Source organism: Acidovorax sp. (genome assembly GCF_046294525.1).
GTDB lineage: Bacteria > Pseudomonadota > Gammaproteobacteria > Burkholderiales > Burkholderiaceae_C > Acidovorax.
Window position 1 is genome coordinate 117,143 of sequence record NZ_JBKBKQ010000013.1, and the last position, 16,964, is coordinate 134,106.

General features: G+C 66.7%; 10 protein-coding genes. All 10 read right to left on the bottom strand.

The features are described from left to right. Positions 1-242: 242 nt before the first annotated feature. The 10 genes from ACK4HJ_RS13685 to ACK4HJ_RS13730 all read right to left on the bottom strand — a co-directional run bounded on the left by ACK4HJ_RS13685 (position 243) and on the right by ACK4HJ_RS13730 (position 16,414). Positions 243-1,577: an NnrS family protein gene (locus ACK4HJ_RS13685; protein WP_409832433.1), complete on the bottom strand. Its 1,335-nt coding sequence runs from the start codon at positions 1,575-1,577 to the stop codon at positions 243-245. Then, the gene (locus ACK4HJ_RS13690) at positions 1,574-5,149 is read right to left on the bottom strand and encodes an LAGLIDADG family homing endonuclease (protein ID WP_409832435.1); all 3,576 of its coding nucleotides are present in this window, start codon (positions 5,147-5,149) and stop codon (positions 1,574-1,576) included. The genes ACK4HJ_RS13685 and ACK4HJ_RS13690 overlap by 4 nt, the downstream gene beginning before the upstream one ends. 100 nt (positions 5,150-5,249) lie before the next feature. Continuing rightward, on the bottom strand, positions 5,250-5,927 hold the full coding sequence (locus ACK4HJ_RS13695) for a carbonic anhydrase (protein ID WP_409832438.1): 678 nt from the start codon (positions 5,925-5,927) through the stop codon (positions 5,250-5,252). A gap of 13 nt (positions 5,928-5,940) precedes the next feature. Continuing rightward, complete coding sequence (locus tag ACK4HJ_RS13700) at positions 5,941-6,738, bottom strand: peptidylprolyl isomerase (protein ID WP_409832439.1); 798 nt, start codon at positions 6,736-6,738, stop codon at positions 5,941-5,943. 15 nt (positions 6,739-6,753) lie between these two features. Next, positions 6,754-7,533, bottom strand: a complete 780-nt coding sequence (gene narI / locus ACK4HJ_RS13705; RefSeq protein ID WP_409832442.1) for a respiratory nitrate reductase subunit gamma — start codon at positions 7,531-7,533, stop codon at positions 6,754-6,756. Further along, positions 7,530-8,261 carry a nitrate reductase molybdenum cofactor assembly chaperone gene (gene narJ / locus ACK4HJ_RS13710; protein ID WP_409832444.1) on the bottom strand — a complete coding sequence of 244 codons (732 nt, stop codon included), beginning with the start codon at positions 8,259-8,261 and terminating at the stop codon, positions 7,530-7,532. The genes narI and narJ overlap by 4 nt, the downstream gene beginning before the upstream one ends. A gap of 3 nt (positions 8,262-8,264) precedes the next feature. Beyond that, positions 8,265-9,788 carry a nitrate reductase subunit beta gene (gene narH, locus ACK4HJ_RS13715; RefSeq protein ID WP_409832446.1) on the bottom strand — a complete coding sequence of 508 codons (1,524 nt, stop codon included), beginning with the start codon at positions 9,786-9,788 and terminating at the stop codon, positions 8,265-8,267. 43 nt (positions 9,789-9,831) lie between these two features. After that, on the bottom strand, positions 9,832-13,635 hold the full coding sequence (locus ACK4HJ_RS13720) for a nitrate reductase subunit alpha (protein ID WP_409832449.1): 3,804 nt from the start codon (positions 13,633-13,635) through the stop codon (positions 9,832-9,834). Positions 13,636-13,684: 49 nt separating this feature from the next. Beyond that, positions 13,685-15,094 carry a NarK family nitrate/nitrite MFS transporter gene (locus ACK4HJ_RS13725; protein WP_409832452.1) on the bottom strand — a complete coding sequence of 470 codons (1,410 nt, stop codon included), beginning with the start codon at positions 15,092-15,094 and terminating at the stop codon, positions 13,685-13,687. A 24-nt stretch (positions 15,095-15,118) separates the two neighbouring features. Continuing rightward, complete coding sequence (locus tag ACK4HJ_RS13730; protein WP_409832455.1) at positions 15,119-16,414, bottom strand: MFS transporter; 1,296 nt, start codon at positions 16,412-16,414, stop codon at positions 15,119-15,121. Positions 16,415-16,964: the final 550 nt, after the last annotated feature.

Consider the following 16,964-nt stretch of genomic DNA (forward strand, 5'->3'; position numbering starts at 1 on the left):
GCAGTTGGATGCGCCCGCCAGTGCCGTGATCGGCGTGCCAGGCAAGGCGAGACGACGCGGCGGGCTCCTGCCCGCAAGGAGGCGCAACGCAGCATGGCGCGGCGAGCGCGGTGCTGGCGGGCGCATAGCGTGTTCACCCCACAGGTGAATGTGATCGGAGTGAAGAAGTTGAGCGTTCATGCGGCTTTGTGAAGGTAAATAAGCGGTCAACTGCCGTTTCTAGGTTGTAAGGGCCCAGCCGTTCAGCCCGGGCGCCCATCGGCGCGCAAACGGCCATACCAGCGGCCCAGGCGCACGCCCCAGGCCGCCATGGTGCCCGCCCACAGCAGGGCGGCCAACAGCAGCAGCCAAGGCAGCGCCGCACCGGGAACCCCGGGCACCGCGGCGGCAATGCGCAGCACCGTGGCCGCCTGCAGCAGCCAGAACAGCGACCACGCGATGCGGTCGGCCACCAGCGCACGGCCGCTGTGCCCGCACGACACCCGCGTGACCATGGCCAGCATCAGCGAGGCCAGGCACCCCATGGTGAGCGCATGCAGCGCCCCCAGGCCCAGCACGCCCGTGCCCAGCCCCCAGGCCAGCCACTGCGACACGCCACCCAGCAGGAAAGCCAGCCCCAGCCACAGGAAACCGATGTGCAGCATGGCCAGCAGCTTGTTCTTGAGGCTTTGCACCAGGCCCCACACACAGGCCAGCCAGACCAGTACGCCCCCCACCACCAGCTGCAGCGTGCCGTGCACCAGCCCCCATGCCGGGCCCGCGGCGCTGGCGGGCACCCCCGCCCATTCCAGCCACGCGGCCAGCACCTGCAGCAGTGCCGCAGCCAGCATCAGCCACAGCACCCAGAAGGGCCGCCACGCCTGCACCATGGGCATGGCGCTGGAGGTGAAGAACGGGATCATGCGGTGCGCCACCGTGACGTACACCACCACCACGAAGCCCCACAGGCCCGTGAACACCCAGGCACGCGCCAGCGCGTAGGCATCCACCGCCAGGCACAGCCACAGGCCCGCCACGCTGGCGCACCCCAGCACACAGGCACAGGCGATCACGCGGGCATGGAGCTGGTCTTGCGCCTGGCTCAAGCGCACGCGGCCCCAGAACTGCGCCGTCATCCCCGCCAGCCCGCCACCGGCCAGGGCGAGCCCGGCCAGCGCCACAAAGGCATGCAGGTGGGCCCCCGCCAGCCACAGCAGCCACCCCGCGGCCTGGGCCAGCAAGGGATTGCGAAGCGCCTGCACGGGCAGGGGCTCCACCCCCAGCCACTTGGGGCCTGCGGTAAACAGGAAGCCTGAAAAAAACAAGGGGATGAAGCCAAACGCCATCACCGCCGAATGCACCATCGTGGGCGCCAGCGCGGAGGGTAGCCCTAGCCAGCCGGTGGATCGGTCCACCTGCACCAGCGCCCACCACAAGCCCGAAGCCGCCAGCACCACCATGGCGAGCAAAAACCCCAGCCGGTGCGGCGCCAGCATGACGTAGCGCCAGCGCCAGTGCTTGTCCATCTGCGCCAGCGCCTCGGCCGTGGGCTTGCCTGACGCCACATGCAGAGGAATGGGGGGGCGGGAGGGGTTCACCCGCAGCTTCCCAAGTGGCCGCACTGCGTGCAGTAGTCGCAGCCGTCCTTGCGGATCACGGCGTGGGCGCCGCATTCTCCGCATTTCTTGCCCGCCATGGCCTGCGGCACCGCCAGGGGCGCAGGCGCGGGTTCATCCAGCGGCAGCGTCTGCTGCACCGGGTCGGCCACGCGGCGGGCCAGGATGTTCTGGATGGCAAAGGCCATGGCCGCCACCTCCGAGTCGTGCCACATGGGCACCACGGTGCCGTCGTCCTTGCGGTGGGTGCCCAGCCGCACGGGGCCGCGGTCCCAGGCCACCTTGCGCATGTCCGACAGCGCGCGCTCCAGGAAGCCGCCGCGCGCCGCCAGCGACAGCATGCGCATGCTGGAGGTGATCCACTGCTGCGACTCGCCGCTCTGGCCCACGGGCATGAAGAACTCGATGGCGCGGTCCACCGTGCCATTACCAACCCCGGTGGGCACGGGCAGGAACGAGACGATGAGGTACAGCGTCTTGTGGCCCTCCTGCGTCCAGTATTCGAGCTTTTCGGCCACGGCGGAGAGGCCGCCTTGCGGGCGGCTTTCGATGACCGTGCGCATCGGGTCGAGGGGGGGCGCAGCAGGTGCCGAAGCGGGTGCTGCTTCGGGCACCGCGTGCGTCTCCAGCACCGATCCGAGGATGGCGTTGGGACGGTAGGTGGCCAGGCCTTTGAGCTTGGCGCGCCAGGCCTGCAGGTACAAGTCCTTGAAATCTTCGTAGGGGTAGTCGGCCGGGATGTTCACCGTTTTGGAAATGGCGGTGTCCACAAACGGCTGCACCGCCTCCATCATGGCGACGTGGCCTTCGGCAGGCATGGCCAGGGCCGACACGAAATACTCCGGCAGCGCATTCACGTCGCCACCCAGTTCGCGGTACAGGCGCCAGGCATGGTCCTCCACCGCATATTCGCTGGTGCTGCCGTCGGACTCGCGCTTCTTGCGCTTGTACATCCACGAAAACGGCGGCTCGATGCCGTTAGAGGCGTTGTCGGCAAAGGCCAGGCTCACGGTGCCGGTGGGGGCGATGGACAGCAGGTGGCTGTTGCGGATGCCGTGCTGGTGGATGGCGGCCTTGAGCGATTCGGGCAGCCGGCTCGCAAACGTGCCTTCCGCCAGATAGCCCCGAGCATCGAACTTCGGAAACGCGCCTTTCTCGCGCGCCAGCTCCACCGACGCGGCATAGGCCGCGTCGCGCATGCACTCGGCAATGCGCGCGGCCATGGTGCGCCCCTCGGGCAGGTCGTAGCGCAGGCACAGCATGGCCAGCGTGTTGCCCATGCCGGTAAAGCCCACACCAATGCGGCGCTTGGCCATGGCCTCATCGCGCTGCTGCGGCAGTGGCCAGAAGGTCACATCCAGCACGTTGTCGAGAGCGCGCACCTGCAGCGCCACGGCCTGACTGAATGCGTCAAAGTCGAAGGCTGCCACGCCGCCGAAGCCGAAGGGGTGGCGCACGAAGCGGGTGAGGATGATGGGGCCAAGGTCGCAGCAGCCATACGACGGAAGTGGCTGCTCACCGCAGTTGTGTACGACGAGGCCATTGGCATCAAAGGCATGCACATCAGCCACGGTGACGTCGTACACATCCTCCGTTCCCGCATCGACCAACGCCTGCACGGTGGCGGTAAAACGTTCTCGGTTGAGCGCGCGCTGGTATTGCGCCAGCCCTTCATGCAGGCGCGCTGATTTTTCTGTGTCGCAAAAGCCCACACGCTCGGCAAACCACGCGAGGTTGTCACCACTGATGATCAGCTCGTGCTGCGCCCGGGTGAGGTAGGGCTGCGTGCTTCCTTTGCCGTTGGGCAAGTCACGCGCTCCCGCAAGGCGGCGGTTACGGTACAGCGTGGACACGATCCCCATGCGCAACAGCATGCGTTGCACGGTTTGCAGGAGCGCCTCATCGCTCTGTGTCAAACGCACACTCACACCTTTGTCCTGCGCACCTTGCACCGATCCATCAGCATCGAACAGGCCAGTCAACAGCCCCTGCACAAAGGCTGACGACTGCTGCTCCATGGTGGCCGTGATGGTCTTGTGGCCTGGCGCCATGCCCATATCGTGCGCAAGCTTCCAGATCGCCGCGCTGGCAAGGCGAGCCTCGCCACGCCCCGCCAAAGGCCGCTGAAAGCCTTTGAAATCTGCACGGTGCGGCAACGTGGCCGCCGCCGATGTGGCGGCCCGCATGATGCCGTCCGCCCCAGTGGCGGCAAACGCTACGGTACCCTGCCCCACGGCTTTGAGTTCAGGGGCCCACACCGAAATCACGGCCTTGTCAGCCTTCAGCGTTCCGTCGCCAATCAACAGGCCGAGCAGATAGCCCTCCTCCTGCGTACCCGCACCGCCCCAGCCCGCAAAAGCCCGGTGGTCGTGCAGCAGCACCTCATCGCCGGGCTGCAGCTTCGCGGCTGGCGTCCATTCCACCTCCAGGCAATAGCGGGTCTTGCGCGCCACGCGGCGCACGCGGTGGTCCGCAGTGAGGCGCAGGGCATGCCCCTCCCGGGTTTGTAGCTCCAGCACGGGCTTGGTGCCAGTTTTTAAAAAACCCTGGCTTTCCACGCGGTAGGCGCGCCCATCCACCACGGCTGTGAACGGCCTGCCCACCAAGTCGGCCACCTGCTGCGGGCCGTCGGTGGTCATTACCCAAGTGTCGGCGGTCACGCAGGGGTTGGTCGCCGCAATGTCTTCGCAGTAATGCAGGTTGTTGTCTTCGTTGATGCGGCCCAGGAACAGGATGCCCGGCTCGGCAAAGTCGTAAGCCGACTTCATGATCGTGTCCCACAGCTCGCGCGCCTGCACAGTGGCATAGACCCACTGGCCGTCGGCGCGCCGGTGGGCACCCTGTGCCAGCAGCGCCGCACCGGGCGCCGCCTTGTGCACCAGCTCCCACGGGGCGTCGTTCCGCACCGCCTCAATGAAGGCGTCCGACACACCCACGGACACATTGAAGTTGTTCCAGCGGCCCGGCGTGCGCTTGGCGGTGATGAATTCGTGCACATCGGGGTGGTCGATGCGCAGCACGCCCATCTGAGCGCCCCGGCGTGCGCCCGCGCTCTCCACCGTAGAGCAGGACTGGTCGAACACGTTCATGTAGCTGCACGGGCCGGAGGCCATGGAGGCCGTGCCTTTTACCCGCGCGCCCTTGGGGCGGATGCGGCTGAAGTCGTAGCCCACGCCGCCGCCGCGCCGCATGGTCTCGGCCGCCTCGCGCAGGGCTTCGTAGATGCCGGGGAAGCCCTCGTCGTCAACGCCCTGGATGCAATCGCCCACGGGCTGCACAAAGCAGTTGATCAGCGTGGCCTGGATGTCGGTGCCGGCCGCGCTCATGATGCGGCCCGCGCCGATGGCCCCGGCCCTGAGGTTGGCCAGGAACAGGTTTTCGTACTTGTCGCGCAGTTCCGGCTTTTCGACCGAGGCCAGGGCACGCGCCACGCGTTGGTACAGCTCGTCGGCCGTGCTCTCGCCCGGTTTCAGGTACTTTTCGCGCAGCACATCCAGGCTGATGGGCTGCAGGGAGGAGGTGGAGTTGAGAGGGGGCTCAGGTTCGCGTTTCATGGGAGCCGATGATTTGGGTTTCACGCTGAAACGGGGTTGCGTTCCGTCAAGGAGCGCTCATTCCACTCCGAATGCCGCGACGTGGCAAGCCGGGGGCCGGTCACTCGTCCACCAGAACCTGGCCGTCGTGTTCCACATAGGGCTGATAAGGGCCCGTGCCGCTGTTGTCCGCGCGCGAGGCGGGCACGAAGCCGCCGGTGCCGACATCGAACACATGCACTTCTCCTTCCTCGATCACGTAGTGCCAGCCGTGCAGGCTGATCTGGCCCGACTGCACGCGGCTGCGCACCATGGGGTACTCCATGAGGCGTTCGAGCTGCAGCACCACCGCGCGCTGCTCGGTGCGGCGCAGCACCTCGGGGCCGGGCTGCATGGGCAGCAGGGCCTCGCGGCCCAGGTCCAGCCAGCGGTCCAGGTTGGGCGCCTCGGGCGACACCTCACCATACATCGCCTTGATAGCCCCACAGTGACTGTGGCCGCACACCACGATGCGGCGCACCTGCAGGTTGAGCACCGCGAACTCGATGGCGGCCGTGGTGCCGTGGTGGCCATGCGATCCGTCATACGGCGGGATGAACGCACCCACGTTGCGCACCAGGAACAGCTCGCCGGGGCCCGCTCCGGTCAGCAGGTAGGGCACCAGGCGCGAGTCGGAGCAGCCGATGAACAGCGTGGTGGGGTGCTGGCCCTCGTCCACCAGCGTCTGGAACTGCTGGCGGTACTGGGGGAAGGCGTCGTCGTGGAAGCGGCGCAGCCGGTCCAGGAGTTCGTCGGGCATGGCGGGGCCCGGCCTACTGCACCAGGGGCGATTCAGCCGCGTCCAGGTCGATGCCTTCCACCACGGCGGAGCCCGCCAGCAGTTGCAGGCACTGGCGCAGCGCGGTCACCCAGGCCTGCTGGCGCAGCGCGTGCTGCACGGCGCCGCGCACGGCCTCGAAGGGCAGATCCTCGCCCGCCTGGCGCTCCATCACCTCCACCACGTGCAGGCCGAAGCGGCTGTGCACCAGGCGCGGCAGCACGCCGATCTCGGGGTGGCCGAAGATCTCGCGCGCCATTTCGGGCGCGCATTCTTCGGCGCGGGTCCAGCCCAGGTCGCCGCCCTGCGCGCCCGTGGGGCAGTTGGACCACTGGCGCGCGGCTTTGTCGAACCGGTCCGTCCCCGTGCCGTCATGGCAGCGCACATCGAGCAGGCAGGCCTCGGCGCGCGAGCGCAGCGCGCCCACGTCCACGCCGGGCGTTACCGCGAACAGGATGTGGCGCATGCGCACGCGCTCGCCGGGCCGGTAGCGCGCCGCATGGGCGGCGTGGTGGCGGCGGCAGGCGTCGTCGGTGGGCTCCGGGATCTGCAGGTGGCTCTCCAGCCAGCGTTCGATGGCCTCGGACGCCGCCTCGCTGATGGCTCCGGCCGCCGGCGCGGGGTCGTCGGCGGCGAGCAGCCCCGCACGCTGCGCGGCCTGCCGCAGCAGCTCGGTGCAGGCGCGCTGCCGCAGCTCATCGGCCGCCACCGCCTCGCCGGCGGCGAGCAGGGGCACGCCGTTCACGCTGGCCTCGGTTACGGCCGCCGCGGTCGTCTGTGCATTCGTCGTCATGGGGTCTCCTGCCGCCTACCGCGTGGCGGCGGGGTTCTTGATGGCTTCTGGCACGGTGGATGAAGGCACGGCGCTGGGCTGGCCCGGCAGGTCCTGGCCCGGGGGCACGTTCAGGCGGCGCGAACGCATCACCTGGTACGGGCGGAACAGGTAGGCCGCGGCGCCGAAACCGCTCCACACGTGCACCAGGCGGCTGAACGGGAACAGCAGGAAGATGGTCACGCCCAGCACGATGTGCACCTGGAACGACCAGTGCAGCGAGGCGATGGCTGTCGCGTCTACCGGGCGCAGGGTCACGATGCGCTGCGCCCAGTCGGACAGCAGCAGCATGGCGCTGCCGTCGGAGTGCTTGAGCGACTGCGGCAGCGTGAGCAGCCCCAGTGTCAGCTGCACCCACAGCACCACCAGCACGGCGATGTCCGAGGCATGGCTGGTGTGGCGGATGCGGTCGTCGAACAGCCGGCGGTACAGCAGCATGGTCAGGCCCACGAAGCACATGGCCCCGGCCACGCCGCCAGCGGAAACGGCCAGCATCTGCTTGGTGCTGGCGCTCATGAAGATGCCGTAGACGCTGTGCGGCGTGAACAGCCCCACCATGTGGCCGAAGAACAGGAACAGCACCCCGAAATGGAACAGGTTGCTGCCCCAGCGCAGCAGGCCCGATCGCAGCATCTGCGACGAGTCGCTCTTCCAGCTGTACTGGTTCTGGTCGAAACGGATCAGGCTGCCGATCACGAACACCGTGAAGCAGACATAGGGATACACCTGGAATAGGAAGCCGTGAAGCGTGCTCATGGGTTCGCTCCTTGTGGGATGGATGGGTTGTTGCGCACGATGCGCACGGGCTGGGGCTGGCCGGGGCGGGCCTGGCCCTGGGTGGAGCAGCCGTCGAAGGCGGCGGGCTCGGCCCAGCTCTCGTCGATTGGCGGCTCGGCGGTGATGGCCACGGGCTGGGCCTTGTGGCCCGCCATGTCCAGCAGCGCGCCCAGCACGCAGGCATAGCTGCTGTCGCGCTCGCGCAGCGCGCCGAAGATGGCGTTGAGCAGGTGCGCGATTTCGCCCAGGAAGTCCTTGGCGTTGCGCTGCGGCTGGGTGGAGGCGAACTCCAGCACCGCCGGCAGGTAGTCGGGCAGCTCGTCCTCGTTGAGCAGCAGGCCAGCCTGGGCGTAGGTCTGACCCAGGTCGATCATGGCCGGGCCACGGTCGCGCGAATCGCCGTGCACATGCTCGAACAGGTGCAGCGAGGTGGCCCGGCCGCGGTCGAACAGTTCCACGTAGGCGGACTCGACCTCCAGCGCGTCGCCCTGGGAGAGCTGCGCCACGAAGGCCTCGATCTCCGCGCGGCGGCTGCCGGACAGGATGCCGTCGGCCGCGAGCAGCGCGCCCATCTCATAGAGGTTGCCGCGCAGCTCGGCGTCCGGGTAGGCCAGCAGGGCCGCCAGCACGCGCAGCGTGACGGCACCCGGCTGGCGCCCCGCCACCGAGGCGGACACGGGCTTGTTGTGGGGTTGTTGGATTGCCATGGCTCAGACCTGTGCCTTGATGGGAATGGTGCGCTTCTTCTCGGCGCCGAACAGGCTCACGTCGCTCACGCCGTCCGAGCAGCCATTGCCGAAGCTGAAGCCGCAGCCGCCGCGCACGTTGAACGTGTTCTCTGCGTACTCGCGGTGAGTCGTCGGGATGACGAAGCGGTCCTCATAGTTGGCGATGGCCATCACGTGGTACATCTCCTCGACCTCGGCCTGGGTGATGCCCACCTGCGCCAGCACGCTGGTGTTCTCCACCTGGTCCACATGCTTGCCGCGCTGGTAGGCGCGCATGGCCAGCATGCGGTCCAGCGCGCGCATCACCGGGGCGGTATCGCCGGCCGTGAGCATGTTCGCCAGGTACTGGACGGGAATGCGCAACTGGCTCACGTCCGGAATCTGCCCGTTGGCGCCGATGTGCCCTGCGTTCGCGGCGGCGCTGATGGGCGACAGCGGCGGCACGTACCAGACCATGGGCAGCGTGCGGTACTCGGGGTGCAGCGGCAGGGCCACCTTCCACTGCACGGCCATCTTGTACACCGGGCTGTTGCGGGCGGCTTCCATCCACTTGTCGGGGATGCCGTCCAGGCGCGCCTGGGCGATCACCGCCGGGTCGTTCGGGTCCAGGAAGATGTCGAGCTGGGCCTGGTACAGGTCGCGGTCGCGCTCCACGCTGGCCGCTTCCTGGATGCGGTCCGCGTCGTACAGCAGCACGCCCAGGTAGCGGATGCGGCCCACGCAGGTTTCCGAGCACACGGTCGGCTGGCCGGCCTCGATGCGGGGGTAGCAGAAGATGCACTTCTCGGCCTTGCCGCTCTTCCAGTTGTAGTAGATCTTCTTGTAGGGGCAGCCCGAGACGCACATGCGCCAGCCGCGGCACTTGTCCTGGTCGATGAGGACGATGCCGTCTTCCTCGCGCTTGTAGATCGAGCCCGAGGGGCACGATGCCACGCACGCCGGGTTCAGGCAGTGCTCGCACAGGCGCGGCAGGTACATCATGAAGGTGTTCTCGAACTGCGCGTACATGTCCTTCTGGATGTCGTCGAAGTTCTTGTCCTTGCTGCGCTTGCTGAACTCGCCGCCCAGGATTTCCTCCCAGTTCGGGCCCCAGACGATCTTGTCCATCTGCTTGCCGGTGATGAGGCTGCGCGGCCGCGCCGTGGGCGAGGTGCTCATCTCGGGCGCCGACTGCAGGTGGGCGTAGTCGAAGGTGAAGGGCTCGTAGTAGTCGTCGATCTCCGGCAGGTTGGGGTTGGCGAAGATGCGCATCAGCAGCTTCCACTTGGCGCCCTGGCGCGGCACGATGGAGCCGTCGGCGCGGCGCACCCAGCCGCCGTTCCAGCGGTCCTGGTTCTCCCAGTCCTTGGGGTAGCCGATGCCGGGCTTGGTCTCGACGTTGTTGAACCAGGCGTACTCCATGCCGGGGCGGCTGGTCCAGACGTTCTTGCAGGTGACGGAACAGGTGTGGCAGCCGATGCACTTGTCCAGGTTCAGCACCATGCCGATTTGTGCGCGGATCTTCATGCTGCCTCCTTCCGCCAGGGGGTGGCCAGATTGCTATCGTGGGTCATGCCGTTTCTCCTTGGTCGATCGTGGGCTTGATGAGCTGGTCGGCCACCGGGGTGTCCAGCCAGTCGATCTTGTTCATCTTGCGCACCACCACGAATTCGTCGCGGTTGGTGCCAATGGTTCCGTAGTAGTTGAAGCCGTAGCTGAACTGTGCGTAGCCGCCGATCATGTGGGTGGGCTTGAGCACGATGCGCGTGACCGAGTTGTGGATGCCGCCGCGCACGCCGGTGATCTCCGAGCCGGGCGTGTTCACGATCTTTTCCTGGGCGTGGTACATCATGACCATGCCCGGCTTCACGCGCTGGCTCACCACCGCCCGCGCCGCGATGGCGCCGTTGACGTTGAACAGCTCGATCCAGTCGTTGTCCTCGATGCCGGCGCTCTTGGCGTCGTCCTCGCTCATCCACACGCAGGGGCCGCCGCGGCTGAGCGTGAGCATCAGCAGGTTGTCGGTGTACGTGCTGTGGATGCCCCACTTCTGGTGCGGGGTGATGAAGTTGAGCTGGATCTCCTTGTTGCCGTTGGGCCGGATGCCGTGCATGTCCGCCGTGGTCTTGAGGTCCACGGGCGGGCGGTAGCTGGTGAAGCCCTCGCCAAAGGCAATCATCCACGGATGGTCCATGTAGAACTGCTGGCGGCCGGTGAGGGTGCGCCATGGGATCAGCTCGTGCACGTTGGTGTAGCCGGCGTTGTAGCTGACCTTCTCGCTCTCCAGGCCGCTCCAGGTGGGCGAGCTGATGATCTTGCGCGGCTGGGCCTGCACGTCGCGGAAGCGGATCTTCTCGTCTTCGCGGTGCAGGGCCAGGTGCACGTGGTCGCGGCCGGTCTGCTTGCCCAGCGCTTCCCAGGCCTTCACGGCCACGTGGCCATTGGTTTCGGGCGCGAGCTGCAGGATCACCTCGCAGGCGTCGATGTCCGTTTCGATCTTCGGCATGCCCTTGGTCACGCCGGGCGCGGCCACCGTGCCATTGAGCTGGCCGAGCTGCTCCACCTCGTCCTGCGTGTTCCAGCCGATGCCCTTGCCGCCGTTGCCCAGCTTGTTCATCAGCGGGCCCAGGGCGGTGAAGCGCTTGTACGTGTTGGGGTAGTCGCGCTCGACGACGATCATGTTGGGCGCTGTCTTGCCGGGGATCAGGTCGCACTCGCCGCGCTTCCAGTCGGACACGCCGAAGGGCTGGGCCAGTTCGGCGGGTGAATCGTGGGCCAGCGGGGTCAGCACCAGGTCGCGCTCCACGCCGAGGTGGCCCACGCAGATCTCGCTGAACGTCTTGGCGAAGCCCTTATAGATGTCCCAGTCGCTCCTGGACTGCCATGCCGGGTCCACCGCGGTGGACAGCGGGTGGATGAAGGGGTGCATGTCGCTGGTGTTGAGGTCGTTCTTCTCGTACCAGGTGGCCGTGGGCAGCACGATGTCCGAATACAGGCAGGTCGTGCTCATGCGGAAGTCGAGCGTGACCAGCAGGTCCAGCTTGCCCTCGGGCGCCTTGTCGTGCCAGACGACCTCGGTGGGCTTGGCTTCGTCCTTGCCCAGGTCCTTGCCCTGCACGCCGTTGCTGGTGCCCAAAAGATGCTTGAGGAAGTACTCATGGCCCTTGCCCGACGAGCCCAGGATGTTGGAGCGCCACACGAACATGTTGCGCGGCCAGTTGTCGGGGTGGTCGGGATCGGTGCAGCTCATCGTGAGTGAGCCGCTCTTGATCGCGTCCACCGCATAGTCCTTGGGGTCCATGCCCGCGGCCTGCGCGTTGCGCACCACCTGCAGCGGGTTGGTCTGCAGCTGGGGGGCCGACGGCAACCATCCCATGCGCTCGGCGCGCACGTTGTAGTCGATCATGCTGCCGCCGAATTGAGACTTGTCGGCCAGGGGCGAGAGCACTTCATCGACGCCCAGCTTTTCGTAGCGCCACTGGTCGGTGTGCGCATAGAAGAAGCTGGTGGAGTTCTGGTGGCGCGGCGGGCGCACCCAGTCCAGCGCGAAGGCCAGCGCCGTCCAGCCGGTCTGCGGGCGCAGCTTTTCCTGGCCCACATAGTGCGCCCAGCCGCCGCCGCTTTGCCCGATGCAGCCGCACATCATCAGCATGTTGATGACGCCGCGGTAGTTCATGTCGCTGTGGTACCAGTGGTTCATGGCCGCGCCGATGATGACCATGGAGCGGCCATGCGTCTTGTGCGCGTTCTCGGCGAACTGACGGGCCACGGTGATCAGCTGGGCACGGGGCGTGCCGGTGATTTTTTCCTGCCATGCCGGGGTGTACGGGGTGTCCTCGTCGAAGCTCTTGGCTGCGAACTCGCCGGGCAGGCCGCGCGCCACGCCGTAGTTGGCGACCTGCAGGTCGAACACCGTGGCCACCAGCACGTCCTTGCCGCCCAGCGACAGGCTCTTCACCGGCACGGTGCGCACCAGCACGTCGGACTGCACGTTGGCCTCGAAGTGTGCGGTGGCGATGCCGCCAAAGTACGGGAAGCCCACGCGCGCCGTGGCGGGCGCGGCATCCGCGCCTTCGAGCAGCGACAGCTTGAGCTTGACCTCGCGGCCCTCCTGCGCCTCCTTGGCCTCCAGGTTCCACTGGCCCTGGTCCGCGCGGCCGTCCGCGCCCCAGCGAAAGCCTATGGCGCCCTGGGGCACGACCACCTGGCCGGCCTCGTCGAAGGCCACGGTCTTCCAGTCGGGGTTGTTGGCCTGGCCCAGGCCGCCGGCGAAGTCGGAGGCACGCACGTAGCGGTCGGGCACCATCACCGTCTCGCCCGTGGGCAGCACGTGCTCCTTCAGGGTGACGAGCATGGGCATGTCGGTGTAGCGGCGCACGTAGTCGTCGAAGTAGCTGCTCCGCTCACCCTGGTCGGGGAAGTAGAACTCCTTCAAGATCACGTGGCCCATGGCCATGGCCACGGCGGCGTCGGTGCCCTGCTTGGGGTTCATCCAGATGTCGGCCAGCTTGGCGACTTCGGAATAGTCGGGCGTGACGGCCACGGTCTTGGTGCCCTTGTAGCGCACCTCGGTGAAGAAGTGGGCGTCGGGCGTGCGCGTCTGGGGCACGTTGGAGCCCCAGGCGATGATGTAGCTGGAGTTGTACCAGTCGGCCGACTCGGGCACGTCCGTCTGTTCGCCCCAGATTTGCGGGCTGGCCGGCGGCAGATCGCAGTACCAGTCGTAAAAGCTCATGCACACGCCGCCGATGAGGCTGAGGTAGCGCGAGCCCGCGGCGTAGCTGACCATCGACATGGCCGGGATCGGCGAGAAGCCGATGATGCGGTCCGGCCCGTGGCGCTTGATGGTGTGCACGTTGGCGGCGGCCACGATCTCGTTGACCTCGTCCCAGCTCGAACGCGCAAAGCCGCCCAGGCCGCGCATGCTCTGGTAGTCGCGGCGCGTGGCCTCGTTGCCCACGATGGACGCCCAGGCTTCCACCGGCCCCATGGTCTGGCGCGCTGCACGCCAGGCGCGCAGCAGGCGGGCGCGCACCATGGGGTACTTCACGCGGTTGGCGCTGTACAGGTACCAGCTGTAGCTGGCGCCGCGGGCGCAGCCGCGCGGCTCGTGGTTGGGCATGTCCCAGCGGGTGCGGGGGTAATCGGTCTGCTGGGTTTCCCAGGTGACGATACCGCCCTTGACGTAGATCTTCCAGCTGCAGCTGCCGGTGCAGTTCACGCCGTGCGTGCTGCGCACGATCTTGTCGTGCGCCCAGCGGTTGCGGTAGGCGTCTTCCCAGGTGCGGTCTTCACCGGTGACCTGGCCGTGGCCGTCGGCAAAGTTTTCGCGGGGCTGGGAGAAGTACGTGAGGCGGTCGAGGAAATGGCTCATCGGGGGCTCCTTCTTTCTATTTCTCGGGGGTGATGCGGTAGGCGGTCGTTCAGCAAGGCATTTCTGCGCGCTTGCGTGCGTAGTACCACCAGGTGATGACGATGCAGACGAGGTAGAACGCAAAGAAGGTCCACAGCGCCGCGTGGGGGCTGCCGGTCAGGGCGATCGAGCTGCCATAGCTCTTGGGGATGAAGAACCCGCCGTAGGCCGCCATGGCGGCCGTGAAGCCCAGCGTGGCGGCGCCCAGGGTGTTGCCCTCCTTGTTGGCCTGGGCCACGGCAGCGGCGTTGTGCTTGTCCACACCGCGCATGGCTTCGGTCAGGAAGATCACGGGGATCATGCGGAAGGTGGAGCCGTTGCCGATGCCGGTGGTGAGGAACAGCACCAGGAAGCACACGAAGAAGCCAGCAAACTGCCCCTCATTGCCTTCCGAGGGCAGGAAGAACGTGACACCCACCACCGCAATCGCCATGACGATGAAGTTCCACAGCGTGACGCGGGCACCGCCGAGCTTGTCGGCCAGCCAGCCGCCAAAGGGGCGGATCACGGCGCCCACCAGCGGGCCCAGCCAGGCGTAGGCCAGCGGGTTGATGCCGGGGAACTGGCTCTTGATGAGCAGCGGAAAGCCCGCGGCATAGCCGATGAACGAGCCGAACGTGCCCAGGTACAGCACGCACATCAGCCAGTTGTGCTTGCGCTTGAAAATGGCAGCCTGCGCGGCAAACGAGGCACGCGCGTCGGCAATGTCGTTCATGCCAAACCAGGCGGCCAGCGCGGTGATGGCGATCCATGGCACCCAGATGAAGGCCGCGTTCTGCGTCCACACCTGCACGGTGTTGCCGTCCTTCACAATGGTCTGGCCTTCGCCGCCGAAGATGCCGAAGATGCCGGCAGTGACCACCAGAGGGCTCAGGAACTGCACCACCGACACGCCCAGGTTACCCAGGCCCGCATTCACGCCCAGCGCCGAGCCCTTGCGCTCCTTCGGGAAGAAGAAGCTGATGTTGGCCATGCTGGAGCTGAAGTTGCCGCCGCCCAGGCCGCACAGCAGCGCCAGGATGAGCATGGTGGGGTAGGCCGTGGTGTTGTCCTGCACCGCAAAGCCGATGCCGATGGCGGGGATCAGCAGGCTGGCGGTGGAGATCGCCGTCCAGCGGCGGCCACCGACCAGCGGCACCATGAACGAGTAGAAGATGCGCAGCGTGGCGCCCGACAGCGCGGGCGCCGCGGCCAGCCAGAACAGCTGGTTGGTGGAGTACTTGAAGCCCAGGCCCGGCAGGCTCACGGCAACCACGCTCCAGACCTGCCAGATGGCGAAGGCCAGGAACAGTGCGGGCACCGAGATCCACAGGTTGAGCTTGGCGATGGCCTCGCCTTCGCGCTCCCAGAACGATTTGTCCTCCGGGGCCCAGAGGGTGAGCAGACGCCCCTGGCGCCCGCTGGCGGGTGTGGCTGACATGGTGGTTCCTTGGTAATGGGGTGTTCAGCGGGGCGCAGACGCTGCGTTGGCGGCGGCCTGCGTGCCCATGAGGTCGGTGCGGCGCACCTCGGTGAAGTACATCCAGATCAGCGAGACCCACACCACGCCATACATCAGCATGAAGGCGCTGGAGCGGATGCCGGTCAGGTCCATGAGCGCGCCGAAGAGGATGGGCAGGATGAAGCCCCCCATGCCGCCAGCCAGGCCCACGATGCCGCTGATGGCGCCGATGTTCTTGGGGTAGTCGTCGCTGATGTACTTGAAGACACTGGCCTTGCCGAAGGCCCAGGCAATGCCCAGCAGGAACATGAGGCCGGTGAACATGTACACATTGAGGCCGATGTGGAAGGTCTTGGGACCATCGACGGTGACGATGGTGAAGTCGGTCTGCGGGTAGCTCAGCAGGAACAGGCAGATCCAGCTCACCCACATCACCCACCAGGTCACGCTGTGCGCGCCGTACTTGTCCGAGAGCATGCCGCCGATGGCGCGCAGCACGCCGCCGGGCAGCGAGAAGCAGGCGGCCAGCAGTGCGGCCACGCGGATATCGAGGCCGTATTCGCCCACGTAGTACTGCACCATCCACAGCGAAAGCGCCACATAGCCGCCGAACACAATGCTGTAGTACTGGCAGTACTTGAGCACCTTGGGGTCCTTGAGCGCCTTGAGCTGGTCGGTGAACTTGACGTTGCTGGGCACGAGGTGGGCCGGGTCGCTGTAGCTGAACAGCCAGAACAGCACCAGCGTGCCCAGCATGATGGCGGCGTACACCTGCGGCACCATCGTCCAACCGAAGGCCACGAGGATCACGGGCGCCACGAACTTGTTCACCGCCGCGCCCGAGTTGCCCGCGCCGTACACGCCCATGGCCGTGCCCTGGCGGTGTTTGGGGAACCAGCGCGCCACATAGGGCGTGCCCACCGAGAACGAGCCCCCCGCCAGCCCCACGAACAGGCCGATGGTGAGGAAGTGCCAGTACTCGGTGGCGTAGCCCATCATCCAGATGGCGGGCACGGTGGTGGCCATGACGGCGGCCATCACGATGCGGCCACCGAACCTGTCGGTCCAGATACCGAGCGGCACCCGCACCAGCGAGCCCGTGAGCACGGGCATGGACATGAGCAGCCCGAACTGCGTGGAGTTCAGGTTGAGCATTTTCTTGATGGGAATGCCGATGACGCCGAACATCATCCAGACCATGAAGCACACGGTGAAGGCGAAGGTGCTGACGATGAGCACCGACCAGGCCTGGCGGGTGCGTTCTGGGCTGTCGCCCGGGGGCAAGGGGGTGGAGGCCATTGCGCGGTTCCTGTTCTTCTCTTTTGCGTTGGCTGTATGGTCGGTTTTCCGGGCCGCCGTGAACATCCTCCGCAAGCACATCTGCGCCGCAGCAAAAGAACTAGTCCGCGCAGGCCGGATGGGGCGTACGCATCGTTCGAAAGAACTAGGGTCTTACATGGACGTCTCCAGAAGAGCAAGCTTGGGCGGCGTGAAGGTCTGAAGGGTTTGCAGTCTTACATACGGCCTGTTAGTGCAGGGTGTTCGTCCTGCTGGCCCTGATGGCATTCGCGGGTGAGGCTCCTGTCTGCACATCGGGCTTTGATGCCCTTGATCCCTATCGGATTGCCCCCACCCCGGTTTGACCTGTTGACCCATCACACAAGCTTCTTGCGTGCTCTCCTTCAAAACGGTTTCTTTGCGTTTGGTGTGTTCAGATCATCGTTGTGGCCCTAGGCGGCAGCGAGGTCAACCGGATTCCATCTCACCGGGTCAAAGGCCTTGCCTTTGACCAGGACCGCCCAAGCTGTTCGGGCCAGTTTGTTGGCCAGTGCTGCGACCACCACGCTGT